Below are 26,173 nucleotides of genomic sequence, written 5' to 3'. Positions count from 1 at the left end.
GATGCAGGAAAAAAGGTAGATACTTTAACAATATCAGTAGATTGACTTACGATCGAGCAAGTTTTACAGGAGTTTTTGTATGTTTGGTCTGGGATTGCCCGAAATGGGCATTATTGCGGTGGTGGCCATACTAATTTTCGGCCCCAAGAAGATTCCTGAGTTGGGAAATGCTTTGGGGAAAACGCTGCGGAGTTTTAAGGATGGCATCGGTCAATCTGAGGATGAAGCTGTTGAGAAGGATAAAGAGGAAGAGGGCCAGCCGAAAGTGTAAATTAGGTTTGTAGTGAGGATTTTAGTCCTCATTTTTAAGGGTTCAAGCCCTCACTACGAACCTATTCGGGAAATTTGCCTTCTCTAACTTCAAGGGAATAATCATTCACAGCTTGGGTAATTGTTTCTCGCAAATTGGCGTAAGCTTTGGCAAAAGGCGGCTGTTTTTCGGAAAGTCCCAACAAATCGGAAGTAACTAAAACTTGACCGTCGCAGTGCGGCCCGGCGCCGATACCAATGGTGGGAATAGTTAATTTTTGGGTAATTTGAGCGGCTAAGTCTGCGGGAATGTGTTCTAAGACGATCGCAAACGCACCGGCTTCTTGAAGTGCGATCGACTCTTGCAAAATCCTCTCTCCCGCTTCGACTGTTTTTCCTTGTTTTTTGTAGCCGAGTTGGTGTACCGACTGCGGAGTTAAACCGACGTGCCCCATCACCGGAATTCCGGCGGATGTTAGCTGCGAAACTGTGGCGGCCATTGCTGGATATCCACCTTCCAATTTTACAGCTTGAGCGCCGGTTTCTTTCAAAGCTCTCCCGGCCGAGTGCATGGCTTGCTGGGGACTTTCTTGGTAAGTCAAAAACGGCAAATCCACCACAATTAATCCTTGTTTAACTCCGCGACGCACAGCTTTAGCGTGGTGCAGCATTTCATCGAGGGTTATGGGTAGGGTTGTGTCGTAGCCTAAGACTGTCATGGCGAGGGAATCGCCGACTAGGATGATATCTACGCCTGCTAGATCGATGAGTTGGGCGATCGCATAATCATAAGCTGTCAGGGCAACAATTGACCGCCCTTGTTGTTTCCACTGAATTAATTGATGAGTAGTGACTGACATTTTAGTGCCAAAATATAATATTATCTCCTGCTATTACTTATAATATCAAATATAACAAATTATATACAATCCATATTGTAGGGTGTGTGAGGCGCGGCGATTAAGAATTGTCACAAATTGAGCAACTTGATTCAGCGTCTCACGCACCAGCAAAAACTCAATGCACGCCTGCAATGATGCGCCTCAGCACTATGTATAAGCTGCGAGCGAGCGACTAAATAATCTACAATCTAGGCTGCATATTGTACATTTTAACAATATTTGTAACTGAGAGCGATATTTTTATTTATTCCTGAAGTTCTGCTAATAAATGTTCCCCGAAAGGATGTTTTTGCAATTGCTCAAATGTCAAATGTCCTTTACTGATTCCTTCCCGCCACAGCTCAACATAGTTTTCCCAAACTGTGAGAACATTAGGATGATTTTCTGGCAATTTGCTGCGAAGAATTTCCACAGCTTGCAAACACAGCGGTTCTGCTTCCGAGTACCTGCCTTGGGAATAATAAAGTTTGGCTAAATTGTTGAGATCCCTGGCTAAACTGGGATGGTCTTCTGGGAGCGCTCGCCTGTCTATTTCCACTGCTTGCAAAAACAGCGGTTCCGCTTCCGAGTACCTGCCTTGGGATTGATAAAGTTTAGCTAAATTGTTGAGGTTAATGGCTAAACTGGGATGGTCTTCTGGGAGCGAGCGCATGACTATTTCTAATCCTTGTAAATACAGCGGTTCCGCTTCCGAGTACCGGGCTTGGGATTGATAAAGTCCGGCTAAATTGTTGAGGTCAGTAGCTAAATCCGGATGGTCTTCGGGGAGCGAGCGCCTGTCTATTTCTAATGCTTGTAAATACAGCGGTTCCGCTTCCGAGTACCGGGCTTGGGATTGATAAAGTCCGGCTAAATTGTTGAGGTAAATGGCTAAACTGGGATGGTCTTCAGGAAGCGATCGCCTACCTATTTCCACAGCTTGCAAATACAGCGGTTCCGCTTCCGAGTACCTTCCTTGGGAATAATAAAGTTCGGCTAAATTGTTGAGGTCAGTGGCTAAACAGGGATCATCTTCTGGGAGCGCTCGCCTGCCTATTTCCACAGCTTGCAAAAACAGCGGTTCCGCTTCCGAGTACCTTCCTTGGGATTTATAAAGTGCGGCGAGATAACTCAAACTACTGGATAATTCCAGTTCCACATCTAACTCTTGTTGAAGGGCGATCGCCTTTTTAAAACAGTCGATCGCCAATTCATACTCTTGCTGAAAATTTTCGCACTCTCCCGACTCGATCCTTCTGTAATAAATCCTCCCCATACTCGCATAAAGACTTGCCAAACTCGGGTCTTCGAGTCCTTTTTTCTGTTCGGTTCGCGCGATTAAATCCTGCAAATCTTCCAGCGGAATCAAACTCGGCGGTTCCCGATCGTCCTCTTCAACTAGGGATCGAAACGGTTCAAATTCAGTTTTGGGAACAGCCGCAGTTTTTTTCGTATCAAAGCGAAACACACCTTTTCGCCAACTCCAAAAATCAGGAGACTCATTACTAATCAGAATTTCAATTTGTCGCGTCACCCACAAGACAATCGAAAACGGAAACTCCCGCAAGGCTTCCCGCGTCCATTGCAAATAGCCAAAAAACACTTCTTGTTCCGATCGACTTTCGCCAAATTGTTTAAAAAACCGCAGTTTCTCCACACCCGTCACAGTGATCACGGCTTTTCCCCGCTGCTGCAAATATGCTTCTTGTTCGACTAAATTGGCGATCGCCGATCGTAAACTCGGTTCACCCCTCGCCAATTCTACGCGATAGTGGCGGATATCCGGTTCGAGTTCTGCTTCATAATCCGAAATCAGGCGATCGCGACAGTCGCTATCATCGCAAACTGCGATTAGCAAGTTGAGAATATCTTTACCCGCTTCAATTGACACGAGTAAATCATCATAATTATCTTGGTTTTGACTGTTGAGATTCGACATATAGTCACATCGTTACAGCATGGGCAGGGGCGGGTTTACAAGATAGTTAGTTTTCCCCAGAGATGGCTGGTCAAACCCGCCCCTACGAGAACGAAAATTATACAATAACAAATTTATTAGCTAGCGGTTTCAACCGCCGAGTTTATTTGTTGAGTATAAAAGAAATTATTCACGCGAAAAATCATCTCGCTGCTTTAACAATTCTAGCACGATCGGGTGAATGTCGTACCACAAAACAGCATTGCGATATTCCAAAACATATAACCCATGCAGCAAGTCCAAAAAGCCTTGTGCTTTCGGGTCAGCAGGTTTAAAATCTCTGTAAGTTGCTATCAACATCTCATAATCAGTTGTTCCTAAACGGGTATCAAAATCGATCCGCAATTTATTAATCGCTTCCTCAAACACCTCGGCATTAATTGTAATCGCAGCTTCTGGATTCCGTCGCACCAACCGCAAACAAATGCGGCAGCATTCGTTCGCAATTCTAATCAATTCTCGCAATACTCCACCGCTGTATGCAACAAGGCGATCGAGTGTTTCCGGTTCGATCAATTCGCTTCCCAAGCGTTTAGCTAAAATCTCTTTCAATCTCGCCGCCGGTTCCGCCATTGCAACAGCATCAGCATTCCGGCTTTCCCCGCGTTTAAACAGCTTTGTGACTGGCATGAACACGATTTGATCGTTAGTTTCCGTTTCCACGGTAGCGGCCAAAGAGACATCTCGCAGCGCGGAAATAGGAGTTGTTAAAATCATCCTAAAATTCGGCAAAAACAGCGCTTTGATATGTTCTTGATAAACTTGGCGAACGACACCTAAATCCAACTTGTCCAGGTCATCAATGACTACAATTACGTCTTTTTTCGCGCCTTCTCGAACTACGGCAGCAATCTCGTTAATTGTCGCCACCAAATCAGAAACTTTGCGAATAAATTCTTGTTTTATTTCTTCACGAATCGTTGCATCAGCTTTTAACTTGCCTGTAATCATCTTAAACAAGTTAAAACCGACCGATCCGCTGGCGCCCAATTCGTCAATTTTTGTTTTAGTTTTAGTGGCAAACCAGTTATAAAATGATTCTTTAATTGATTGTTTGATGGGAATTTCCTGTTTTTCTGCTGCATCCATCAACTGAACTGCGATCGCAAACAAGATATTGATATGATTGACATCCGACATTTCAATCAAGTCGGAAATCGAGAAAAAGACTGTAAAATAACGATCGTCCATCTGGCGGCAAAATTCCGCCAACAGTGTAGACTTGCCGCAACCGCGATGCCCGCTAAAAATAATTTTACCCCTACCGGAAGGGTCATCTTCGACTAATTGCTCTAATTGTTCGAGGACTTCCGTCCCGTATTCTACTCGGAAGTTCTCGACTTCTTTCGGAGTTATCAGCGGCGATAACTCCATATTTGCATAGGCTGTCCGAAAGGATTCTAATAATATTTTTGACATGGCGCTCTGAGGCTATTATTTAATGTTCTTCATGATTATAAGCTGTCTAGCATCTAAATTGTAGATTGTTTGGCCACCTCTCCGACCCGCCCCACAATAGTTTTCAAAGCCGGAGATCGCGCCTAGATCCCCTTAACAAGGAGGGGACAAGATTACCCAAAGTGAATATTTTTAAGGGAGATTTAGGGGGATATGAATCTGAGGTGAAATGTTTAATGTTTAATTAATTCTTACTTCCAACCCAACCACCGCAACAAAGGCACAACTAAATAATGGCTGACTCCCAAACAAAGCCCGATCGCACTTCCCAACAAACCAAAAAACACAATTGAGCCCCAAACTTGCAGCCAGCCGAAGGTAACGTTAGATAGTGACAAAATCCCAAAGAAACTCCCCGGAAAAATGTTCCAAGCATTCAGCAACAGAAACATTCCCGTAGAAAAAACAGCGACTACCAAAGCGTGAACTAATTGATGGCTCCGCAAACCCATTCCCACCGTCAGAGAGGCGATCGCAAAAGCTCCCAAAATAACCCCCTGCACACCGCTAGAAGCTGTTGCTTCCATCCAGCACAAACCCGCCAACAAATAACCCTGAGCTCCCATCAATCCAGACAGCCAATACTGTTTTTGCTGGCGAAAACTCCCCGCATCCGTCAAACCGATCGCAGTTCCGAACCCCGCCAACCCAAACAGCAGCACTTCGGGCCCCACAGCGAAAGTAATGTTAGGCATTAATTGGTGCAAACCTTCATTCAGAAAACTGGCAATTTCCGGGCCAAGAGGCGAAGCATAGCCCAAAACCAAACCGCCGATCGCCCCCGCAGTTCCTCCAACGCCACCGAGTACCATTTCCCAGCCCGTATCCAGAGAAGCTACTACGATTTGGGCGATCGCGCCGAACACAACACCAGTCAGGCTGACAGTTTTTTGCGCCCCCACCACCACTACTTGCCGGCAGAATTCTAAAATAGCTTGACCGATTGGGGCGATCGCGATTTTGCCCTTACTCCTAGCATAAATCTCCTGCAAACGCGCCCGAACATCGCCAGCCGTCGCCGGACGTTCCCGCACGTTCGATCGCACCATATCGTCCAACAAATTCGCCAAAGCCGGACTCACAGATACAATGTGACGCCACCGCAACTCTCCCGTCATCGGATCTTCAATTTCCGCCGGATACTTCCCCGTCAGCAAATGAATACAAGTCCGCCCCAGGGCATAAAAATCCGTTGCCGGCACCACACCGCCTCCAACAATTTGTTCCGGCGGACTGTACCCGGGCGAAATCAACCGCGTCGAACTCCGAGAATCTTTCCCCACGGATTCGACACCGCCCATCTGTTTAACTCCCCCAAAGTCGATCGTCACCAATTGCAGTCCGCCCAAACCCTTGTTAAGCAAAACTTGGGGCGATTCCGGGTCTCGCAGCATCAAATTTGAGGGTTTAATGTCGCGGTGAATAATCTGACACCTGTGCAACTCCTCTAAAATTTCCACAGCTTGACTCAGCCAACTAAACACCCATTCCTGCGGACATCCTTGAGGGTGCTCGTTGAGAACCTCTTCTAAAGTTTTGCCGTGAATCTTTTCCATTACCAAACAAGGCAGCCGCTTCGCAGCAGGATTTCCCTCGCCGCCTGCAAAATTTTGCGTTTGGACGTGAAAATAACCGTCAGGCTCGACTCTAGGGACGCCCGGGTGCCGCAGAAGTGCCAAAACCCAAGCTTCTTGCTCGAAGAGTTTCAGCGCTTTCGGGGAAGTTTCCAGCAACACTTTCAGGACGCGCTCGGTTTCAGTTTCTGTGTCCCAAACTGTGAAAATCGCTGCAAAACCCCCGGAACCGAGGCTTTCTAGAGGCACGTAGCGATTTTTTAGTCGCAGGGGAGCCCCGCAACTATGACAAAAATTGTTGCCCCAAGTCTGAGGGTAGGGCCTTGGGCAATCTGGATTGATGCAGTGAACGGCTTTTGAAGGGGGGTGAGGCACAACCAGAGTAAAAATGGGGCTAAATATCCATAGTAGACTTACGCGCAGCTAACGCAGAAACCCGGTTTTCAGCGAGGTTAAATGGCTGTAACGACGGATTTGGTTTGAGAGCACAAGTCCTGTCCATATTATGTGCTATGCTGTCGATTTTTGAGTTGGCGCTCTGGAAGTCACGGGATTTTAGATTTTGGATTTGGGATTTTAGATTGCATACTGGATCACAGTTGAGATCGATCTTAACTCCCAACCACAACTTTAGGTATTTCTAACTACTTACCCTAGCCCATTACCCATTACCAATTCTGATTTTTAAGTATTAAATTCTTTACATAAACCGTATTTATCCGCTGTTCGGCTCGCTGCACCATATCTTTCGCTAGCTCAAAATTCCCCCCCGCTCTGCGATCCCCAGCCTTTCCTCCTGCATCCTTCGCCACTGGAATTTCATAAGATATGTTACAAATGTTTTCGGAATGTAAAGGAAAATAAACAATACTTATGATGATTAAAAGAATATTAAAATTGGAGAGTGACACTTTATTGATATATTTTTAACAGCCTGCGATCGGGCAAAAAAATTAAGCGAATACTAGGAAGCGAGATATGGCTTACGCGCAAACCCAAACTCAATCAAAGGCTGGGTATAAAGCCGGAGTTCAAGACTATAAACTAACGTATTACACGCCGGACTACACGCCGAAAGATACAGATATTTTGGCTGCTTTCCGCGTCACACCGCAGCCGGGAGTTCCCCCAGAAGAAGCTGGAGCTGCTGTGGCTGCTGAATCTTCCACAGGTACATGGACGACTGTTTGGACTGACCTCCTGACCGACCTCGACCGCTACAAAGGTCGCTGCTACGACATCGAACCAGTTCCCGGTGAAGACAACCAATACATCTGCTTCATTGCTTATCCTTTGGATTTGTTTGAAGAAGGTTCCGTCACCAACTTGCTGACCTCTTTGGTCGGTAACGTATTCGGTTTCAAAGCTCTGCGTGCTCTGCGGTTGGAAGACTTGCGGATTCCCATTGCTTACCTGAAAACCTTCCAAGGCCCTCCTCACGGTATTACCGTTGAGCGGGACAAATTGAACAAGTACGGCCGTCCTTTGCTGGGCTGTACAATTAAGCCCAAATTGGGTCTGTCTGCTAAGAACTACGGCCGTGCCGTTTACGAAGTTCTGCGCGGCGGTTTGGACTTCACCAAAGACGACGAAAACATCAACTCGCAACCGTTCATGCGTTGGCGCGATCGTTTCTTGTTCGTTCAAGAAGCTATTGAAAAAGCCCAAGCAGAAACCGGCGAAGTCAAGGGTCACTACCTCAACGTAACTGCCCCTACCTGCGAAGAAATGATGGAGCGGGCTGAGTTCGCTAAGGAAATCAAAACCCCCATCATCATGCACGACTACCTGACCGGTGGTTTCACTGCAAACACCACCTTGGCCAAATGGTGCCGCCGCAACGGTATTTTGCTGCACATTCACCGCGCCATGCACGCCGTGATTGACCGTCAGAAAAACCACGGTATCCACTTCCGCGTGCTTGCCAAGTGCTTGCGGATGTCCGGCGGCGACCACCTGCACTCCGGTACAGTTGTGGGCAAACTCGAAGGCGAAAAAGGCATCACGATGGGCTTCGTAGACTTGATGCGCGAAGACCACATCGAAGAAGACCGCAGCCGCGGTATTTACTTCACCCAAGATTGGGCCTCCATGCCCGGTGTCATGCCGGTTGCTTCTGGTGGTATCCACATCTGGCACATGCCGGCTTTGGTGGAAATCTTCGGCGACGACTCCTGCTTGCAGTTCGGCGGCGGCACCTTGGGCCACCCTTGGGGTAACGCACCTGGTGCAACTGCTAACCGCGTTGCTTTGGAAGCTTGCGTCCAAGCTCGTAACGAAGGCCGCAACTTGATGCGCGAAGGCGGCGACGTAATTCGCGAAGCTTGCAAATGGTCTCCTGAACTGGCTGTTGCTTGCGAACTCTGGAAAGAAATCAAGTTTGAGTTCGAGGCAATGGATACCCTTTAAGGATTTTTGGTTTGAGATTTTAGGTTTTAGGTCGCAAACTTGCTGGGAAGTCTTTATCTTTGAAGAAGATTTACAAGTAAGTTTGCATCCAAAATCTAAAATCCAAAATCTAAAATTTGAGGGAGCTGGGGTCAAAATGGATCTCAAACAAGTTGCGAAAGACACCGCTAAGGTGCTGGCAAGTTACCTAACCTATCAATCCGTGCGGATGGTGGTCGCTCAGTTGAGCGAAACCAATCCTCCTTTGGCAATCTGGTTGAATGATTTTTCCACTAAGGGCAAAATCCAAGATGGAGAAGCTTACATTCAACAGTTGCTTTTGGAAAATCAAGATTTAGGATTTCGGATCATGACTGTGCGAGAGTATCTGGCTCACGATGTGACGGAATTTTTGCCAGAAATGGTTTGTACTGGCATTCAACAGGCGAATATGGAACACAGACGCCAGCATTTAGAGCGAACTACGCAACTTAATTGGTCTGTTCCTAGCAGTAATCCTGAAACATCAATAGATTCTGAACCGAATCTGGATAATTTGTCGAGTTAATCGATCGACAAGTGCGATCGAACACACACCTTAGAGATACAAAAAATGAAGACTTTACCTAAAGAGCGTCGTTACGAAACTCTGTCCTATTTGCCCCCGCTGACAGACGCCCAAATTGCCAAACAACTCCAGTACATCCTGGATCAAGGCTACATTCCCGGCGTAGAATTCAACGAAACCTCTGCTGCTGAAATGCGCTACTGGACTTTGTGGAAGTTGCCTTTGTTTGGTGCTCGCAGCGTCCAAGAAATCATGGCTGAAGTTCAAGCTTGCCGTCAAGAAAATCCTAGCTGCTACATCCGCGTCATGGGTTTTGACAACGTGAAGCAATGCCAAGTGCTGAGCTTCATCGTGCACAAGCCTAACACCAGAGGCTACTAAAAAGTATTGGCTGACTAATCTAAATTTTAGGTTAACAGTCATTGCAGATTGGAGGCGGGGAATTTTCCCTGCCTCTTTTTTTATAGTTTGCAAATAGCTTTTAACACTTGCAGCAACAAAATTGAAGAGTCGGACTCCATCAGGTTTAGCAAAGGCATTAACTGATAGGTTGGGTTATTGCCCCCCACAATATTGACGAACTGATAGTGCATTCCGTTTGTTGTCAAGCCCCAGATTGTATCCTGATATTTTAAATTTTGATAAGCATAGGTTAGCAATTGGGATAAACCCATCAATGCGTTGATTGCAGAATTTTTACTTTCAATGGCCAAAACCCAAAAATATGTATCGCTTATGATGGGTTTTATCCTGTTGACAGCTAAAATATCAAATCTTCCTTTAATGATAGTATCTTCATCTTCAATGTTAATTTCGGCGATGTCTTGTTCTAAACTAATTTTAATCGGGCGGCGGTAGAAGCCAGCCAATCGCATTAGGGGAAAGGTAGTCAGAGCTTTTACCAGTCCTTCAGAAACTCGATCAGTTGAAATGTAGTCATCGAAGTCCTCCCTAATTTGTATAATTTCTTGCTGTTCGTGTTCTGTGATATCTTCAAGGGATAACAGAGAGGTAAATGAGTTAGTGTACTGTTTTTGAAAGCCGAACAGACGGTGTACTTCTGCTAACGTTAGGTTTTTGGCATTAATAGTTGTCATAGTTGGATAGTTATTTAAGTTTTAGTTAGAATTCTAACATATAGCAATCATTGCATCATTTGTGAATTTCTTACTCCTGAGCGAGCGGGTTCGGGGAGGGTTGGGGTGGGGTAAAAAATTTACGACTCCTGCAAGGATTGCTATAGAGATTGCGGTAGTCAACTTGCACAAGTACCGGAATGATAAGTAGCACAAGTACCGGAATGATCAGGAGGACACCGCGCCTGGTCATTTCCCTACTCCATAATCATCAATCTTCCTTTTCTGATGTAACCATCGCGCGATTAATTGTAGGGAAAGGGCCAGGCGCGGTGTCCAGAGTTTGGGTAATCTCTAATCTATCCTTTTCCTTTCCATCACCATCCCATCAACTATTTCATAACCCCAATAAAACTGTCGATTGGCCAACTGCTGGGCCATGTCATATTCGCCTAAATCGCAGAGTTCAACTAATGTTTGATATCCTTCCTCTTTTTCTCGCTGCAACCTTTGCTGCTGGAGTTTTTCTCTTTCGATTTGTGAAGGATTCGGTCGCTCGACCCCCTGGGGATTGATATCGCTAATTGGTTGCATAGTTGTCTTATTAAAAAGGGATAGATTCTACTATTTCACCGTCAACTATTTCGTAACCCCAGTCTGGGTTAGCAGCGATTTGTTTTTCAACTATACTTCGACCGAGAGGGGTTTTGTAAGCTTTTTGCAAAGAAGAAATACTGGGAATTTCCCCCGGCGTTGGCGATTCTTTTTCTTCAATTTTTGGCGGTTCGGGAATCGGGTCGGATGTGGATTGATTCAGGGCAAATTGCGGCGCGATCGCCCCTAACTTCCGCATTACGCTATCCTTGGTGATTTGAGGTTTTTCGTTGAACGAAGAGGGCAAATACGGGGTGTCAACGCCTTGGTTTTTGGCTTTCAGTGCATCATCAGCAAGGCGATCGCACTTTCGCAAAAATCCCTCCCACAAATCTTTGCCCAAAACCGGGTTTCTCAAATCAGCACGGGCTTTAGATACTGCTGCTTCCAGCGGTTCGCCTTTGTGCACGTAATACTGAATTCGCTCTTCTTCAAAGGCAGGATAAGGCACTTCCGGCTCGATTTCCCAATCTCGCTTAACTTTCTGACTTTCTCCTAAAGGAATTCCGGCGATAAATTCATCCCAAAAAGTCGAGGTTAAGCCTTTTGTCATGCTGTCAATAATTTTAAATGCCCATCCAGAAGGATTGCCAAATCCTAAGTTGCGCTCTTGAGCATATGCTTCTAAAGCTCGCTGAAAGTTGTGCAGTTGTTCTTGAGAATTCCAAGGGCCGCTAAATCGGTAATTCGGGGTGACAGCAACGGCTATTTGCTGGCGAGGTTGCCCGAAATATTTGTCGGTTTTAACTGCCTGATTTGGGGGTGATGTTTCGCAGAAGATTTCTACAGGGGGAGTGTGAGTTTCGTGGCTTATCTGTGTTATGATATCTGGCGGATTCGGTGTCCAAAAGTTATTGAATTTTTCCTCGAAAGCGTCAATGTCCGCCCAGAGTTGTATGGTGTCCGTGTTGGGATTTGTTAATTTTTCTTTCAGGAGCGATCGCACTTTTAGCAGGCGTCTCGCGAGTTCTTGTTCTTCGTGATTCAAACCAGTGGCTTTTTCTATTTCGCTGCTGTTAGTTTTCACCCATTCGCCGGAGTTGGACTGTTGTGATTGCCATTGCAATAATTGGCAAAGAAAAATGCTGGCCGCGACTCCGCCGGTAATTGTGGCGAGTTTGGGATAGTAGATGGCGGGATTTCCTAGATTTCCTAAAAATATTCCTATTTTCATTTTGTATATTCCTAAGTCCCGTAATAGTAGGGTGCGCCGAAGAGCATCTTACCTCGACTAAACTAGCATTGAGAAACTTAAGATTTTCTTTAAGCTTCTGTCTATTCCCGACTGAATGGAGTTCCTAGAGTAAAAACGGGGATCGCTTATTCGATCGCCTGATTGACATGGCTGAGTTAAACGTAATAATAAATTATTTACTGTATCCTCCCAAAATGAATCCAGAACGCCAAGAGGCTTATTTGAACTTGATCGAGCGAGTGCTTACGTGTCCCAACGGTCAAGAACCGGAGGTTTTGAGTTCGTATTCCGATTTAATTGATGCGGGATTTGTGCAAATGCTCATCCAGATATCGGCTTCAATGGCCCGCGAAGGTGACGAAGATACTGCCAATTTTTTAGGGCAACTTGCTCGTTTGCTGGGGAAATCTTTGCGTTTGTCGCCGGATTTGAGGCCGGCTGGGTACAGTAGTGCAAAGGGGTAGAGAAGAGTAAGAGTTGCGATCGCCTCGGTATATCCTGTTTTATAGCAAATCCGCGCTAAAAATTTCTAACAGGGGGCGATTGAAATCGCTCAAGAGTCCAACTTTCGTCCAAGCGCTGGCGCGCAGCCACGCGCCTTCGCGGACTGACAATAAAGGAGATTTTTTAACCCAGATTTAGTAGGATGTTTTATAAAATGGCGGCGAGCTTAACTGTATCGATGGCTTCACAGTTTATATTCAAGAGGCTCGCAAAAATTATCCACCCCCGTTTTAAATACATAAATAATCACCGATGTCACCAAAATCTCCGGACAAATTTTTGCGGCAACTAAATCTCTAAAAGCTGCATTCAATTGTCCGTTTGTCAACTCTTCTTTAACCTCGGATTTGCAGATAGCAACGCGGCATCTTTTAGCTAATCCATCTAACCAATTTTCTGAGATATTCGGTTCTTGTCCTGCTTGAATTGCTAGAGATATCGCTGCATCTTCGATGTTACCTTCGCAATCTTCGATTGCGTCTAGGGCTTTTAGGGCTTCGGGATATTCGGCTAATTGCGAGCGAAATTGGGCAATTTGTTGGGAGGTAATAATCACCATATTATTTTCTGTGTACTCTGGTAGCGGGATTAGTTTAGCAATTAAAGTGGATATTATAGCATTTTTTTGAGTGAGGGTGGAATTGGGCGATCACACTTAATGACATTTTTCACTAATCTTTGGGACTTGTAATAGTTCGCCTGGGGTTTAAACCTGTGTCAAAGCTTAAGGGATATTGCATAGAAATGATGTTAAATGCGAGCAATATCTAGCCTTTTGGTCCTAATCCGCCTGGGGTTTAAACCCATTTCAAAGTTTAACTATTTTTGCAGAGGACTGATGTTAAATTAGATTATTTTCATCGTTCATTGACAAAAAGCAGCGCTAAAATAGGTTGGCATGACTCATATTTATAGGTAGTTAGGAAAAATGACAACTGTTATTTTAAACTTAGATACTGTCGAACTAACAGACGAACAGTTTTACCGTTTATGCCAGATGAATCGAGATTGGCAATTTGAACGGACACCTAAAGGAGAAATCATTATTATGTCACCCGTAGCAGGGTAAGCGCATCTAATTTTGTATTTAAAAATACAGATTATTGCACCCACTTGTAGATTGATAGAGACAATTTGAGTATCAAAGATGTTATGTAGTATGCTTGTAAGAAAAAAGTGTCTATCTTACTTAACAGGTCAGTCTTATGGCATCAGGTTTCAAATCTCGAAAACACAGGATTAAAAGCTCAAAAAGATTGAGTATAGCTCAGGCGACTGCACTGACAGAAAAAATGGCATTAGTATTTGGTGATATCAAAGACCCTCGTGTAGAAAGAACGCGTGTCCATACATTAACAGATATTTTGAGCGTTGGAATATTGGCAGTAATTGCAGGAGGTAATGGATGGGAAGACATGGAAAATTATGGATTAAGTAAATGTGAATGGTTGGAGCAGTTTTTAGCTTTACCAGGAGGTATCCCAAGTGCAGATACATTTCGACGAGTCTTTGAACGCATTAATCCCAAAGTATTTGAGCAATGCTTTCGACGTTGGATAGAATCGATAGTTGAGGTAGTAGGGGCGCAGGTAATTCCCATTGATGGTAAGACTATCAAAGGCTCATACGATAGAGAGCAGGGGAAATCAGCTTTACATCTAGTGAGCGCTTGGTAAAGTCAATATCGTCTTGTTTTAGGACAAGTAAAGGTAGCAGATAAATCTAATGAAATTACTGCAATTCCTGCGTTATTAGAGTTATTAGATATGGCGGGATGTATTATTACGATTGATGCAATGGGTACGCAAACAGCCATTGCATCCCAAATTTTTTATGCTAAAGCTGATTACGTTTTAGCCCTTAAAGCTAATCATCCTACACTTCACGGACAAGTAAAAGATTGGTTTGAGCAACAATTGTCTCAAGGGTTTGAAGGTATTATCTATAGTTATGACCAACGAGTAGAGCGAGGCCACCATCGGACTGAAAAACGCTCCTGTTGGTGTGTTCCTATTTCTCAATTACCCACTTTACATAACCAAAAAGATTGGGTGGGTCTTCAATGTGTTGTCATGGTAGTCCGGGTCAGACATCTTTGGAATAAAACTACCCATGAAGTTCAGTTTTATTTAACGAGTTTGGAATGTAATGCTCATAAAGTGGGGCAAGCTATCCGTCTACATTGGGGTATTGAAAATGGTCTGCATTGGACTTTAGATGTCACCTGGAATGAAGATGCTTGTCGCGTCCGTACTGGTCATGGGCCACAAAACCTAGCCTTGCTGCGACGAATTGCTCTTAATGCTTTAAATCTGGAGCAATCTTGCAAACGTAGTAATCGCCAAAAATCCCATCGCGCCGCTATGGATAATAACTATATGCTGACTATTCTCGCTGCTTGTTTATTCCCCCATGATGATGCCTCTCAACCCGCTTGTCAATAGCCTTTGAGATGCGCTTACCCTGTCACCCGTAGGCGGAGTCAGCGGCAATCGAGAAGCCGATTTAATTACAGAGTTGGGCTTGTGGAACCGTCAAACGCTGTTAGGGAGAGTATTTAGTTCTTCAACAATTTTTCGGTTGCCTAATAATGGAGACAGATCCCCTGATGCCGCTTGGGTTAGCTTAGAAAGATGGTCTGCTTTAACAGAAGAACAACAAGAGAAATTTCCGCCAATCTGTCCTGATTTTGTCATAGAATTGCGATCGCGCACAGACCCGCTGCGGCCGCTTCAGGAGAAAATGCAGGAGTATCTAAACAGTGGCTTGCGGTTGGGTTGGCTCATTAATCCTCAAGACGAACAAGTAGAAATTTATCGCCCTTCTCGCGAAATAGAGATTGTACAATTTCCTGTGACTTTATCGGGAGAAGATGTCTTGCCCGGATTTGTTCTTAATTTGCCGATGATTTGATATTGTATCAAATTTTTCCTGTTTCCAACTGTATTTTCTTCGGACAAATATCATCATCGTACCAACCAGTCAAAGCCACCGCCAAAGCATCCGCCGCATCATCCGGTTTCGGAATATAACCCAACTCTAACTCCCGCGCCACCGCCTCTTGCACTTCAGATTTATCCGCATTACCGCGGCCGGTCAAAGCTTGCTTAATTTGAGCCGGCGTAAACTCAAATAGTGGCACTCCACACTGCGCTAATACTAGCGTCAAAACGCCCCGCGCTTGCGCTACAAGTATGGTATTTCCCATCTTGTAAAAAAACAGTTTTTCGGCAATTGCTAGATCAGGTTTAATCTGTTCAATTACCTCGTGCAAATCGTCGTAAATTGTTTTCAACCGCTGTCCCATTTCCTGTTTTGGCGTTGTTTGTATGACGCCGCAATCAATCAGGGAAACGCTGTTTTTATCTTGTTTGCCGGGGACAATTTGACAGGAAATTGCCCCGTAGCCAAGATTTGCTAAGCCAGGATCTAATCCTAAAATTCGTTTTTCCATTGCCAGAATTAGTAATTGGAAATGGGGAATTAGGTATGAAAATTTGGGAAGGTTTCATCACCACCAATTACCCATTTCCAATTACCAATTACCCATTACCCCTCAGTTGTTTCTAGGCCGAATACCCGATCGAACACTTTAGTCACTTTATACCCCGAATCTATTGATTCTAGCGGGTCTTTCCGCAATCGGTGCCGCAAACACAGAGTCATCACCCGGCGAATATCGTCCACAGTCACCTCCGTGCGGCATTCCAAAGCCGTGAAAGCTTTCGCAGCCCGATTCGTCACCAAATCGCCCCGCAGCCCGTCTACGTCCAATTCCGCGCAAACTTGGGAGATTTTTACCCGCAACTCTCGATCGATAGTTACCGATTTCAACCTTTCCTGAGCTTCCACCAACTTCTGCTGCATATCATCTTGTTCGTGCTGATATTTCGCGAGAAACTCCGGCGGATTTTGGTCAAAACTCGATCGCTGTTCGACAATTTCCACTCTTAAATTCGGGTCTTTTACAGTCCGAATTTCTGCGTGCATCCCGAATCTGTCGAGCAACTGCGGCCGTAATTCTCCTTCTTCTGGATTACCGGAACCGATTAGAATAAACTTAGCCGGGTGGCGGATCGAAATGCCTTCTCTTTCAACAGTATTCCAACCGCTGGCGGCCGAGTCGAGCAAAACATCGACTAAATGATCGTCGAGCAAATTGACTTCATCAACGTACAGAATGCCGCGGTTAGCTTTAGCTAAAAGCCCTGGTTCAAAAGCTTTAACTCCTTCTGACAAAGCTTTCTCGATGTCGATCGTACCGCAAACTCGGTCTTCGGTAGCGCCCAGAGGCAAGTCTACCATTTGAACTTTCTTGCGCGCAATTTTAATGTCAGTTTGAGATAAAGTGCGATCGCGCACCTCATCACTCATCAAATCTGGATCGCTGGGATGACTGTTGAAAGGATCGTCAGCCACCACCTCAATTTCCGGCAGCAAATCAGTGAGGGCGCGGATTGTGGTAGATTTACCAGTACCTCGATCGCCCATAATCATCACCCCGCCAATTTTGGGATCGATGACATTCAACAGCAGCGCCAGTTTCATCTCCTCCTGGCCAACAATCGCAGTGAAGGGAAAAACAGCGCGGCGCGCTGGGGTAGCGGTAACGGTTGGTAGAGCGCCCGCATTTAGGGTATTGCTGACTTCGGCAGTAGGACTCACAGGATAACTCAAAATATAATAATTGCTTGTTTATTGTGACATACAAGCGGACAACAGTCGATCTGCAGCCTTGAAATCCAAGTACAGAGTTTCTCTGATTCCTCTCAAAACGTCGCCAAAAACAGACTATTTCTGAGACACAGAACGCGCAAACTCTAAAATTTGTTGCTGACGTTCATCAGACAAACGTTCAACCATCGCAGCTAATAGCTCAGATACAGACAACCAACGCCTTTCTTTCGACTTCCAAACAACTAAAAACTGCTCGGTAGACAGAGTACACAAAGCTATCGTTTCGCCAGAGCTATCGCTAAATTCTACCTCGTAATTTTCATCATCATAACAATCTACAATTGCCCCTCTAACATTCTGGTGCAAATTATATTCAGGCAATGTTACTAACAATTCGACTACATCAAATAATTCGGGCACGATCGTGCTTACCTCCGAACGAATAGCGTTACCAGTCTCGCCCCATTACTACCCGGTTCTACGATCCAACCTGTACGGACAATCCCCTGCTGTCCCTGTGCGCCCACAATTTCCAAGTCTACAGTATGGCGCTGTCCGTGTTTGTCATTTAGTCCTAAAACTGCTTCAGAATCAAGAGTTTTAGCTGAAATCTGTGCTAACAGCAATTCATAGTTTTCTTGGCTAAATCCTAAACGACGCTGAAATATTACAGCTTTATCGCTACCGACTGGATTATCTAAATTAAGAGCATACTCTGTTAATTTTCGAGGATCGATAACGAGATGGCTGACAAATTCTTTCAGCTTCATGTTTGTTTACATAACACTAATTTTAGCATCCAACAGATTAAAGAGCTGTTTTGGGAACCCGATCGACTTTCAATTTTAGCTCTAACGTACAATAACTAATAACTAATAACCCACAACTACCACTGCGGCTCGGAAGCCATCAAAGCAGTCGCAGCCTCGCTCGGTAACGGCTTAGCAAAAAAATAACCCTGACCGTATTCACAGCCGATCGACCTCAACCTAGCTAATTGTGCCGCCGTCTCCACACCCTCAGCAATCACATCCATACCCAAAGCATGAGCCAGCGCCACAATCGTCCGCACGATCGCCACATTCTCCCCCTCGCTTTCGAGCTCCATTCGCCCCACAAACGACTTATCAACCTTCAAAGTATCCGTAGGAAACCGACTCAAATAACTCAAGGACGAATAACCCGTGCCAAAATCATCAATTCCCAAATTCACATTTAACGCTTTCATCTGCTTCAAAACCCCGATCGCCGACTCCACATCCTCCATCACCACACTCTCAGTAATCTCCAACTTCAAACTCTCGGCACTCAAACCAGTTGTTTGCAAAATCATCTGAATGCGATCGACCAAATCCGGTTGAGCAAACTGCTTCCCAGATAAATTTACACTCATAATCAAAGGTCGATCGAAATCAAACATTTCCTCCCACAGCCGCAACTGCCGGCAAGCCTCCTCCAGCACCCACTCGCCCAGCGGCACAATTGCCCCCGTTTCCTCAGCCACCGGAATAAACTTTATCGGCGAAATCAAACCGCGCAGCGGGTGTTGCCAGCGTACCAAAGCCTCAAACCCAATAATCCTCCCGCTTGCCAAAGATACAAACGGCTGGTAGTGCAGCAAAAACTCCCCACGCTTTACGGCCATCCGCAAATCTGTCTCCAACTGCAACCTCTCCACCGCCAAAGCGTGCATCGAAGCATTAAACACCTGATACCTTCCCGTTCCCAAAGCCTTCGCCCGGTACATCGCCGTGTGGGCGTCCCGCAGCAAGTGTTCCGGCTGTTCCCTCACAGTAGCAGCGGGTTCGCCCCCGATGGCAATCCCGATGCTTGCCGTCACAAATACCTCCTGCCCCTTCAACTCAAAAGGCACAATTAAAGCTTGGTGAATGCGATCGGCCAAATCCACCGCACTGCCAACATCAACATTCCTCACCAAAATCGCAAAATCGTCACCCCCCACCCGCGCCACAGTATCCGCGCGACCAATACTTGCCCTCAACCGCTGCACCACCGACATCAGCAGTTCGTCCCCCGCCAAATGACCCAAAGAATCATTAATCACCTTAAACCTGTCTAAATCCAAAAACAGCACCGCAAACAGATAGCTGCGGCGGCCCCTAGTATTGGCGATCGCCCGCCCCAGACAATCCACGAACAAATCCCGGTTGGGCAAACCCGTCAGAGAATCGTGAAAAGCATCGTAAAGCTTCCTGTAAGCGCTGACGCCACCACCCGTCAACACCAAACCTAAAGCCGGCGACACCAGCGGCACCCACCCACCCCCAGTAAAAATCCCAAAACTAATTCCCAACAGACCCATCAACGCCACACCCCCAACTAATCCCGCCCTCGCAGGGTGCTGAATCCGCCAAGCCACAAACCCGCCAACCATCGCCCAAGCACTGTTCCACAAAATTTCCGCCCATTCTGGCCACACCCAAAACAGCGATCGCCCATCCAAAACCGCACTCAATATTTGGCTGAGCATTTGCGCGTGCACCAGCACCCCCGGCATTTTCGGACTTTGCTTTTTAACCGGGCTGTAGGGCGTCAAAAACAAATCTCTGGTACTCGGTGCCGTCGTCCCGATCAACACAATCTTGTCCCTTATCCAACTCGGGTCAACTTCTCCGTTCAACACCTGCCTGATACTGACTTGTCGCGCCACCTGCTTGCAAGAACGGTATTTGAGCAGAATTTGGTAGCCTCTGGCGTCAATATTTGCATAGCCACCGCTGTCAGAAGTTAAAGGCACAAATTCTGCTTTGCCCCAGTTGATTTGCTTGGGATTAATAGGGCTATTTTTTGGCAGCAGTCTGTCTTTGAGATACAACAAAGCCACTTGCATAGAAAACGAGAAAGCAGTATTCTTCTCTGCTTGGGAGACGAAAAGTAAATTGCGGCGCACAACGCCGTCAGCATCGAGCACGAAGTCGTTAAAACCAACCCGATTGGGCGGTATCCCCGGAGGTGCCGGCACTCCTGGACTTTCTGAATCGCTCAATTTGGCGATCGCCACCACATTCGCTGCTTTCAGCCCGGCCAGCAATTCTTGGTGTCCCGGTGGTTGAGGCAAATCCCGGTACAAATCCAAACCGATGACTTTTGGCTGATACTTTTGCAGTTTTGTCAAGGTTTGAGCGATCGCCTTGTCGGAAATCGGAAATCTCCCCAAAGCTTGAATATCGGCCTCAGAAATTGCCACTACCAGCAGCCGCGGATCGGGGCCGGAATCTGGCTGCAAGCGCACTAACGAGTCAAAACTCGCCAATTCCAAGCTCTGCAGGCCTCCCAACTGCCGAACTCCTATATTTAGCAGCATTACAGTCGCGCCCGCAAGCATTGCAGGCAAAATCCTGACCCGTCGGTTTTGAGAACTCAGGTCGAAGCCAGTTGCGACAGACATTACAGAGCGAAGATTCCGAGAGAAGTTGGCAATCACAGAAAAAATATGTCGGTGCAAATTAGCTTTGCACAAGTCTGTTCTTACAGAATTGGGCTTAATATGAGATTGAATATAATTTTTTCAGAACTTGTGCCGCAACCGAGTTTCTTTAAGCTAATAACTCGATTTGGCAAAGTATTTCTCGGATGGGAAGCGGGTTTTTGAAGATTGGCCGACAAATTCTGTCTTTAATTCCTTGTTTCCCCAAATTCCCACAAGCGTTAAAATTTAGTCGATCGAACTTTCAGGATATTTTTGAGATTATGGCGAATCAACTTCCGATTCCGGTGATTGTTAACGGTGCCGCAGGCAAAATGGGCCGCGAAGTAATTAAGGCGATCGCCCATGCGAGTGACATGACCTTATTTGGGGCTGTAGACCGCTCTCCTGAGTGCCTCAACGCCGATGCCGGGGAATTAGCCGGATGCGGCCCGTTAGAAGTTCCCATCACTGACGACTTGCAAGGAATGCTGGTATTAGCAGCTCAGGAAAAGCAGTTAGGCGTGATGGTAGATTTTACGCACCCGAAGTCTGTTTATGAAAACGTGCGATCTGCCATAGCTTACGGCATTCGCCCAGTAGTCGGCACTACCGGATTGAGCAGCAAGCAAATTGAAAACTTAGCTGAATTCGCTGATAAAGCCAGCACTGGCTGTTTGATTATACCCAATTTCTCGATCGGCATGGTTTTGCTCCAACAAGCCGCCGTCACGGCATCTCAGTATTTTGAACACGTAGAAATTATCGAGCTGCACCACAATCAAAAAGCCGACGCTCCCAGCGGCACGGCGATTCAAACTGCCCAAATGTTAGCAGAAATGGGAAAAACTTTCAATCTGCCAGAAGTTGAGGAAACCGAAAAATTAGCCGGAGCTCGGGGTTCAGTCGCCGATGAAGGGATTCGGATTCACAGCATCCGTTTACCCGGTTTAATTGCCCACCAAGAGGTAATTTTTGGTGGGGCTGGTCAAGTTTATACTTTACGACATGATACGAGCGATCGCGCTTGTTATATGCCAGGAGTGTTGCTGTCTATACGCAAAGTCCTTGAACTGCGATCGCTCGTTTACGGCTTAGAAAAGATATTGTAGGTAATTGGTAATTGGTAATTGGTAATTGGTAATTGGTAATTTGTTACTACGGCCAACTGCCAACTGCCAACTGCTAACTGCCAACTGCCAACTGCTAACTGCCAACTGCCAACTGCCAACTGACTAATTATGCTAATTCCCTTAACCCGCGAAACCTTTAAAGAACTAATTCCCGCCGTCGCCACGGGAGCGCAATACAAATATATCTGGGGCAAACCGCCTGATTTTTTGAGGCGAATGTTAATCTCTGCCGTCACCGTAGTTTTCGTCCTGGTAGTCTACAACTTCGTCGGTTCCGATGTCGGGCCGCTAGTTTTAATCACCGGATTGATAGCTGGTTTGTACTGGCTGTGGGGGCCGATTTTGTGGGCGAGTTTGCGGAATGCAGAATGCCGCAAATATCAATACTGCGGTTTTTGGCAAGGACGAGTTTTGGATATTTACATCACAGATGAAGTCACAAGTCAAGAAGAAACTGTCAATCAAAAAGGACAACTCGTAATTGTTGACAACCTAGAACCGCGAATTAATTTAGAAGTTGGCGACAAAACCGGATTTACCACTACACTTCGAGCTCCCTTGCGGAAAGATCACCAAGGAATTGCCCCCGGCCAAGCTGCTTTAATGTTAATCATGTCAAATCAAGAAGATTTGGGCCGGATTGCCAAAGTTTCAGATATTTACATTCCCAGCCGCGACGTGTGGGTGAGCGACTATCCTTATCTGCGTAGGGATTTGTTTGTCGAGATGAGCGAACAAATTAAAAAAGGCAGGAAAAAAGACCGCGATCGCACTAATCAAAGCAGAGATGTAAAAAGGCGATCGCCCGCTGATTATTAATTAATAAAACAGAGTCCCTAATCCACGTTAAAGATTGTACTCGGCGGTTAAAAACGTCCCGTCTAATAAAGAAGTTTTCAAGGCGGATTTGGTATTAATTTCGGCTCGAAGGTCGAGTTTTCGGACGCCAGAAAAATTCAGACAGCTTCATTTTTGGTTGACCTAGCCGTTTGCGCCACCCTTCCATATAAGTGTAAAATACCGGAGTAAGATACAGGGTTAAAACTTGCGAAAACAACAATCCACCGACGATCGCAATTCCCAACGGACGGCGCGATTCGGAACCGCTACCAACTCCCAGGGCGATCGGCAAAGTTCCAATTAAAGCCGCCATCGTCGTCATCATAATCGGACGGAAGCGGACGATGCAGGCTTCGTAAATGGCATCAAACGCGCTTCTGCCTTCTTTGCGCTGTTTCTCGATCGCAAAATCTACCAGCATAATACCGTTTTTCTTGACAATTCCCACCAGCAGAATAATCCCGATAAACGAATAGAGATTGAGTTCAACCTGAAAGATTACCAGCGTTAACAGCGCACCAAATCCGGCTGACGGCAAACCTGACAAAATTGTCAGCGGGTGAATGAAATCCTCGTACAAAATGCCGAGAATTAAATAAATCACCACAATAGAAACCACCAACAACCAACCTAAATCGTTAAAAGATTGGTTGAATACCTGTGCTGCACCTTGGAAACTTGTTGTCACTGACGGCGGCAAAACATCCTTTGCAACTTTCTCGATAGCTGCGGTTGCTTGATTCAGTGATGTGCCTGGAAGAGTGTCAAAGGAGATTGTAGCAGAGGGCAATCCCGTTAGGTGATTGACGGTTAGCGGCCCGACTGTTTGGGTGACATTTGCGATCGCACTTAGCGATATCATTTGTCCGGTGTTCGATCGCACGTAAAGCATCGACAAAGCACTCGGATCGCGCTGAAACTCAGGCTTTAGTTCTAACACAACCGTAAATTGATTGTTCGGAGTATAAATCGTCGAAACCTGTCCTGAAGCGTAAGCTGCGCTGAGGGTTTTTTGCACTTGTTGAGCACTAACGCCGACGGTTGCGGCTTTGTCGCGATCGACTTTAACTTGAAGCTGAGGCGTGCTCAGTTGCAAATCGCTATCCACACCGCGCAATCCCGGTAGCGTTTTGACTTTAGCTAACAATTCCGGCACCGCTTGACGCAGCGCTTGCAAGTCTAAACTTTGCACCGTAAACTGATATTGTGAATTTGTTTGTTGACCGCCGATCGGAATCGCAGCAGGAGAGCGTAAAAAAGCTTGAATGCCGGGAATTCCGCGCAATTTAGGAGTGAGTTGTTGGATGATTTCGTCGGCACTGAGGCGGCGCTGCGATCGCGGTTTGAGCCTAATGGTAATGCGTCCGTTGTTCGCAGATGCGTTCGGACCGCTCGCACCTACGGTTGAGTTTAACGCTGCGATGTTGGGATTTTTCCGAATGATATCAACGATTTGTTGTTGGTGAAGCAGCATATCTTCAAAGGAGATATCTTGCGCTCCTTTTGTGTTAGCCATCAGTTGTCCGGTGTCTTCAGTCGGAATAAAGCCTTTCGGAACCAGAACGAACAGATAAGCCGTAAACACCAGCAGAATTACAGAACCAATCAGCGTCATGAAACGGTATTTCAAAACAGGCTTTAGCGTCCATTCATATCCTTGTAGCAACAGCTCGAATCCCCGCTCTGAAAGGTGGTAGAAGCGGTTTTTTTGGTGTTGGTGGGACGATTTGAGAAATCGACTGCACAACATCGGCGTCAGGCTCAGAGAAACAAATCCCGATACCAAAATTGCCACAGAAATTGTTACAGCAAATTCGTGGAACAACCGACCGATTAACCCGCCCATAAACATGATGGGAATAAATACGGCGACCAATGAAAGCGTCATTGAAACAATGGTAAAACCAATTTCTTTTGACCCTTTTAATGCTGCTTCTAGCGGTGCTTCTCCCATTTCTTGGTGGCGAACAATATTTTCGAGAACCACGATCGCATCATCCACCACAAACCCCACTGAAAGCGTCAGCGCCATCAGAGACAAGTTATCTAACGAGTATCCCAACTGATACATCACCGCAAACGTACCGATAATCGCCACAGGCAAAGCTAAACTCGGAATTAACGTCGCTGTGAGGTTCCGCAAAAATAGAAAAATTACTAAGACAACCAGACACACCGACAAAACTAAGGAGAACTTCACATCATCTACAGAAGCCCGAATTGATTGAGAGCGATCGTACATAATTCCCATTTCGATCGATTGGGGAATTTGTTGTTTGAGTGCGGGTAACATTTGCACGATCGAATCGACGATTTCGACAGTATTTCCATCGGGTTGAGGCTGCACTGCCAGCAAGATGGCAGGTTGATTTGTCACATTTTTATCGGTGTACAAATTCAAGACTTTGTTATTCTGCACGTCGTCAATCACGTTTCCTAAATCTTGCAGCCTCACTGCTGCGCCATTTTTGTAAGCAACGATCAGCGAGCGATATTCTGCTGCACGGTTCAATTGACCGTTTACCTGAATTAAATAGCTTTTGTTATCGCCAGAAAGGCTTCCGGTTGGCAAGTTTACATTTCCTTGCGTAACTGCGGTTCTAACTTGATCTAATCCGATTCCCCTGGAGGTCAATTCTCGCGGATCGAGTTGAATCCGCACTGCATATTGTTTCTGCCCGTAAACCTGCACTTGCGCCACACCGTCGATCGCTGAGATGGGTTGTGCGATGGTCACTTCTGCGGCTTCATCCACTTCTGCAATTGGCAGGGTTTTTGAGTACAAATAAAGGTATAGAACCGGCGCAACTGAAGGGTTAACTTTGCGGTAGGTTGGCGGTTTGGGCATTCCCGAAGGCAATGAACCTGCGGCGGCGGCGATCGCAGCTTGTACATCTTTAGCAGCAGAATTCACACTGCGGCTAAAGTCGAATTGTAGGGAAATGTTCGCGCTACCGGTGGAACTGGTGGAGTTAAACGAATTGAGGCCAGCTATTTCAGTGAACTGTCTTTCTAGCGGCGCGGCGACTGAGGATGACATTGTTTCGGGGGTTGCACCGGGTAAGCTAGCAGAGACACTTACAAAGGGATATTCTACGTGAGGCAAGGCGCTAATTGGTAGCAGAAAATAACTCATTAAACCGAAGATTAGGATGCCGATTGTGACCAGTGCGGTCATTACGGGGCGGCGGATAAAGATTTCTGAAAGGTTCATAATTATGAAGGAAGAAGGAAGAAGGAAGAAGGAAGAGGGAAGAAGGAAGAGGGAAGAAGTTGTAGGGTGTGTCGCCCTAGAAAATACTTAACCAAATATCGATAACCTTATGGCGACGCACCTTATACCAGGTTTACTATCCTAAAAATATCTGCGTTTATCTGTGTTTATCTGCTTGACATCTGCGGTTTATGTATCACTCAAAGACTTATGCAATCTTGTCTCTTTAGTTGGGGATCGATCGCAGGCGACGCACCCTACGATTACTCACGATGAGACAGGTGCGTCGCCCGCTAGATTGTCGATATTTAGTTGGGTATTTATCGCAGGCGACGCACCCTACGAATATTTTATAAA

Annotated in this window: 24 protein-coding genes and 2 pseudogenes; 11 read left to right on the top strand and 15 right to left on the bottom strand. The window is 46.0% G+C overall.

Annotated elements, in window-relative coordinates:
- Window positions 1–79: 79 nt before the first annotated feature.
- Complete coding sequence (gene tatA, locus QT996_RS06020) at window positions 80–271, top strand: twin-arginine translocase TatA/TatE family subunit (RefSeq protein WP_333045245.1); 192 nt, start codon at window positions 80–82, stop codon at window positions 269–271.
- Between the two features lie 61 nt (window positions 272–332).
- Here tatA and panB read toward each other — a convergent pair whose 3' ends face one another.
- From panB to QT996_RS06000, 4 genes are all read right to left on the bottom strand, one after another.
- A complete protein-coding gene (gene panB / locus QT996_RS06015; RefSeq protein ID WP_333045243.1) occupies window positions 333–1,109 on the bottom strand; it encodes a 3-methyl-2-oxobutanoate hydroxymethyltransferase in 777 nt (258 codons plus the stop codon).
- A 286-nt stretch (window positions 1,110–1,395) separates the two neighbouring features.
- A complete protein-coding gene (locus tag QT996_RS06010) occupies window positions 1,396–3,069 on the bottom strand; it encodes a tetratricopeptide repeat protein (RefSeq protein WP_333045242.1) in 1,674 nt (557 codons plus the stop codon).
- A gap of 165 nt (window positions 3,070–3,234) precedes the next feature.
- On the bottom strand, window positions 3,235–4,527 hold the full coding sequence (locus QT996_RS06005) for an ATP-binding protein (RefSeq protein WP_333045241.1): 1,293 nt from the start codon (window positions 4,525–4,527) through the stop codon (window positions 3,235–3,237).
- 230 nt (window positions 4,528–4,757) lie between these two features.
- On the bottom strand, window positions 4,758–6,515 hold the full coding sequence (locus QT996_RS06000; RefSeq protein WP_333045239.1) for a serine/threonine-protein kinase: 1,758 nt from the start codon (window positions 6,513–6,515) through the stop codon (window positions 4,758–4,760).
- 603 nt (window positions 6,516–7,118) lie between these two features.
- Here QT996_RS06000 and QT996_RS05995 point away from each other — a divergent pair.
- From QT996_RS05995 to QT996_RS05985, 3 genes are all read left to right on the top strand, one after another.
- Window positions 7,119–8,549, top strand: a complete 1,431-nt coding sequence (locus tag QT996_RS05995; protein WP_333045238.1) for a form I ribulose bisphosphate carboxylase large subunit — start codon at window positions 7,119–7,121, stop codon at window positions 8,547–8,549.
- Between the two features lie 136 nt (window positions 8,550–8,685).
- Window positions 8,686–9,096 carry a RuBisCO chaperone RbcX gene (gene rcbX / locus QT996_RS05990; protein WP_333045236.1) on the top strand — a complete coding sequence of 137 codons (411 nt, stop codon included), beginning with the start codon at window positions 8,686–8,688 and terminating at the stop codon, window positions 9,094–9,096.
- A 45-nt stretch (window positions 9,097–9,141) separates the two neighbouring features.
- Window positions 9,142–9,477, top strand: coding sequence for a ribulose bisphosphate carboxylase small subunit (locus QT996_RS05985; RefSeq protein ID WP_190745620.1), 336 nt, complete (start codon window positions 9,142–9,144; stop codon window positions 9,475–9,477).
- A gap of 80 nt (window positions 9,478–9,557) precedes the next feature.
- Here QT996_RS05985 and QT996_RS05980 read toward each other — a convergent pair whose 3' ends face one another.
- The 3 genes from QT996_RS05980 to QT996_RS05970 all read right to left on the bottom strand — a co-directional run bounded on the left by QT996_RS05980 (window position 9,558) and on the right by QT996_RS05970 (window position 12,000).
- Window positions 9,558–10,193: a restriction endonuclease subunit R gene (locus QT996_RS05980; protein WP_333045234.1), complete on the bottom strand. Its 636-nt coding sequence runs from the start codon at window positions 10,191–10,193 to the stop codon at window positions 9,558–9,560.
- 333 nt (window positions 10,194–10,526) lie between these two features.
- Window positions 10,527–10,766, bottom strand: a complete 240-nt coding sequence (locus QT996_RS05975) for a hypothetical protein (protein ID WP_333045233.1) — start codon at window positions 10,764–10,766, stop codon at window positions 10,527–10,529.
- A gap of 10 nt (window positions 10,767–10,776) precedes the next feature.
- Window positions 10,777–12,000: a hypothetical protein gene (locus QT996_RS05970; RefSeq protein ID WP_333045232.1), complete on the bottom strand. Its 1,224-nt coding sequence runs from the start codon at window positions 11,998–12,000 to the stop codon at window positions 10,777–10,779.
- Between the two features lie 215 nt (window positions 12,001–12,215).
- Between QT996_RS05970 and QT996_RS05965 the strand changes: the two genes are divergently transcribed.
- A complete protein-coding gene (locus tag QT996_RS05965) occupies window positions 12,216–12,485 on the top strand; it encodes a hypothetical protein (RefSeq protein ID WP_333045231.1) in 270 nt (89 codons plus the stop codon).
- A gap of 224 nt (window positions 12,486–12,709) precedes the next feature.
- On the opposite strand, the gene QT996_RS05960 is transcribed toward QT996_RS05965, so the two are convergent.
- Window positions 12,710–13,084, bottom strand: coding sequence for a hypothetical protein (locus QT996_RS05960; RefSeq protein ID WP_333045230.1), 375 nt, complete (start codon window positions 13,082–13,084; stop codon window positions 12,710–12,712).
- Window positions 13,085–13,453: 369 nt separating this feature from the next.
- Here QT996_RS05960 and QT996_RS05955 point away from each other — a divergent pair, with 369 nt between their 5' ends.
- The 3 genes and pseudogenes from QT996_RS05955 to QT996_RS05945 form a co-directional block, all read left to right on the top strand.
- Entirely contained in the window at window positions 13,454–13,594 is a 141-nt protein-coding gene (locus tag QT996_RS05955) for a hypothetical protein (protein ID WP_445304540.1), read from the top strand.
- A gap of 136 nt (window positions 13,595–13,730) precedes the next feature.
- Window positions 13,731–14,969: pseudogene (locus QT996_RS05950) on the top strand (ISAs1 family transposase).
- Window positions 14,970–14,988: 19 nt separating this feature from the next.
- Window positions 14,989–15,438, top strand: a pseudogene (locus QT996_RS05945) (Uma2 family endonuclease); the annotation flags it as partial.
- Window positions 15,439–15,445: 7 nt separating this feature from the next.
- Here QT996_RS05945 and ruvC read toward each other — a convergent pair.
- From ruvC to QT996_RS05920, 5 genes are all read right to left on the bottom strand, one after another.
- Entirely contained in the window at window positions 15,446–15,979 is a 534-nt protein-coding gene (gene ruvC, locus QT996_RS05940) for a crossover junction endodeoxyribonuclease RuvC (RefSeq protein WP_172187982.1), read from the bottom strand.
- Between the two features lie 95 nt (window positions 15,980–16,074).
- Window positions 16,075–17,190: a magnesium chelatase ATPase subunit I gene (gene bchI / locus QT996_RS05935; RefSeq protein ID WP_333045226.1), complete on the bottom strand. Its 1,116-nt coding sequence runs from the start codon at window positions 17,188–17,190 to the stop codon at window positions 16,075–16,077.
- Window positions 17,191–17,316: 126 nt separating this feature from the next.
- Window positions 17,317–17,622 carry a DUF4926 domain-containing protein gene (locus QT996_RS05930; RefSeq protein ID WP_333045225.1) on the bottom strand — a complete coding sequence of 102 codons (306 nt, stop codon included), beginning with the start codon at window positions 17,620–17,622 and terminating at the stop codon, window positions 17,317–17,319.
- Between the two features lie 8 nt (window positions 17,623–17,630).
- Window positions 17,631–17,972, bottom strand: coding sequence for a DUF6883 domain-containing protein (locus QT996_RS05925; protein WP_333045224.1), 342 nt, complete (start codon window positions 17,970–17,972; stop codon window positions 17,631–17,633).
- 116 nt (window positions 17,973–18,088) lie between these two features.
- Entirely contained in the window at window positions 18,089–20,611 is a 2,523-nt protein-coding gene (locus QT996_RS05920; protein WP_333045223.1) for an EAL domain-containing protein, read from the bottom strand.
- A 302-nt stretch (window positions 20,612–20,913) separates the two neighbouring features.
- Between QT996_RS05920 and dapB the strand changes: the two genes are divergently transcribed.
- On the top strand, window positions 20,914–21,741 hold the full coding sequence (gene dapB, locus QT996_RS05915; protein ID WP_333045270.1) for a 4-hydroxy-tetrahydrodipicolinate reductase: 828 nt from the start codon (window positions 20,914–20,916) through the stop codon (window positions 21,739–21,741).
- Here dapB and QT996_RS05910 read toward each other — a convergent pair.
- Window positions 21,717–21,998 (bottom strand): hypothetical protein, encoded by a 282-nt coding sequence (locus tag QT996_RS05910; protein ID WP_333045222.1) that lies wholly within the window; start codon window positions 21,996–21,998, stop codon window positions 21,717–21,719. The genes dapB and QT996_RS05910 overlap by 25 nt on opposite strands.
- Between QT996_RS05910 and QT996_RS05905 the strand changes: the two genes are divergently transcribed.
- Window positions 21,979–22,581: a phosphate ABC transporter permease gene (locus QT996_RS05905; protein WP_333045221.1), complete on the top strand. Its 603-nt coding sequence runs from the start codon at window positions 21,979–21,981 to the stop codon at window positions 22,579–22,581. The genes QT996_RS05910 and QT996_RS05905 overlap by 20 nt on opposite strands.
- Before the next feature lie 94 nt (window positions 22,582–22,675).
- Here QT996_RS05905 and QT996_RS05900 read toward each other — a convergent pair whose 3' ends face one another.
- Window positions 22,676–25,780 carry an efflux RND transporter permease subunit gene (locus QT996_RS05900; RefSeq protein WP_333045219.1) on the bottom strand — a complete coding sequence of 1,035 codons (3,105 nt, stop codon included), beginning with the start codon at window positions 25,778–25,780 and terminating at the stop codon, window positions 22,676–22,678.
- Between QT996_RS05900 and QT996_RS05895 the strand changes: the two genes are divergently transcribed.
- Entirely contained in the window at window positions 25,755–25,907 is a 153-nt protein-coding gene (locus tag QT996_RS05895; RefSeq protein WP_333045218.1) for a hypothetical protein, read from the top strand. The two genes, QT996_RS05900 and QT996_RS05895, sit on opposite strands and share 26 nt — an antisense overlap.
- Window positions 25,908–26,173: the final 266 nt, after the last annotated feature.

Origin of the sequence: Microcoleus sp. S13C4, assembly GCF_036700865.1 — a bacterium.
Classification (GTDB): domain Bacteria; phylum Cyanobacteriota; class Cyanobacteriia; order Cyanobacteriales; family Microcoleaceae; genus Microcoleus.
Note: the sequence above shows the minus strand (reverse complement) of the source record. Positions and strands in the feature narration are given on the sequence as shown.

Excerpts from the sequence above, each read along its gene's own strand:
- QT996_RS05995 (WP_333045238.1), top strand. The coding sequence starts at position 7,119 with ATGGCTTACGCGCAAACCCAAACTCAATCAAAGGCTGGGTATAAAGCC.
- QT996_RS05895 (WP_333045218.1), top strand. The coding sequence starts at position 25,755 with ATGCCGATTGTGACCAGTGCGGTCATTACGGGGCGGCGGATAAAGATT.
- dapB (WP_333045270.1), top strand. The coding sequence starts at position 20,914 with ATGGCGAATCAACTTCCGATTCCGGTGATTGTTAACGGTGCCGCAGGC.
- QT996_RS06010 (WP_333045242.1), bottom strand. The coding sequence starts at position 3,069 with ATGTCGAATCTCAACAGTCAAAACCAAGATAATTATGATGATTTACTC.
- QT996_RS05925 (WP_333045224.1), bottom strand. The coding sequence starts at position 17,972 with ATGAAGCTGAAAGAATTTGTCAGCCATCTCGTTATCGATCCTCGAAAA.
- ruvC (WP_172187982.1), bottom strand. The coding sequence starts at position 15,979 with ATGGAAAAACGAATTTTAGGATTAGATCCTGGCTTAGCAAATCTTGGC.
- QT996_RS05905 (WP_333045221.1), top strand. The coding sequence starts at position 21,979 with ATGTTAATCTCTGCCGTCACCGTAGTTTTCGTCCTGGTAGTCTACAAC.
- panB (WP_333045243.1), bottom strand. The coding sequence starts at position 1,109 with ATGTCAGTCACTACTCATCAATTAATTCAGTGGAAACAACAAGGGCGG.
- QT996_RS05920 (WP_333045223.1), bottom strand. The coding sequence starts at position 20,611 with ATGTCTGTCGCAACTGGCTTCGACCTGAGTTCTCAAAACCGACGGGTC.
- QT996_RS06005 (WP_333045241.1), bottom strand. The coding sequence starts at position 4,527 with ATGTCAAAAATATTATTAGAATCCTTTCGGACAGCCTATGCAAATATG.
- QT996_RS05960 (WP_333045230.1), bottom strand. The coding sequence starts at position 13,084 with ATGGTGATTATTACCTCCCAACAAATTGCCCAATTTCGCTCGCAATTA.
- QT996_RS05965 (WP_333045231.1), top strand. The coding sequence starts at position 12,216 with ATGAATCCAGAACGCCAAGAGGCTTATTTGAACTTGATCGAGCGAGTG.
- QT996_RS05955 (WP_445304540.1), top strand. The coding sequence starts at position 13,454 with ATGACAACTGTTATTTTAAACTTAGATACTGTCGAACTAACAGACGAA.
- rcbX (WP_333045236.1), top strand. The coding sequence starts at position 8,686 with ATGGATCTCAAACAAGTTGCGAAAGACACCGCTAAGGTGCTGGCAAGT.
- QT996_RS05980 (WP_333045234.1), bottom strand. The coding sequence starts at position 10,193 with ATGACAACTATTAATGCCAAAAACCTAACGTTAGCAGAAGTACACCGT.
- QT996_RS05900 (WP_333045219.1), bottom strand. The coding sequence starts at position 25,780 with ATGACCGCACTGGTCACAATCGGCATCCTAATCTTCGGTTTAATGAGT.
- tatA (WP_333045245.1), top strand. The coding sequence starts at position 80 with ATGTTTGGTCTGGGATTGCCCGAAATGGGCATTATTGCGGTGGTGGCC.
- QT996_RS05975 (WP_333045233.1), bottom strand. The coding sequence starts at position 10,766 with ATGCAACCAATTAGCGATATCAATCCCCAGGGGGTCGAGCGACCGAAT.
- QT996_RS05970 (WP_333045232.1), bottom strand. The coding sequence starts at position 12,000 with ATGAAAATAGGAATATTTTTAGGAAATCTAGGAAATCCCGCCATCTAC.
- QT996_RS05985 (WP_190745620.1), top strand. The coding sequence starts at position 9,142 with ATGAAGACTTTACCTAAAGAGCGTCGTTACGAAACTCTGTCCTATTTG.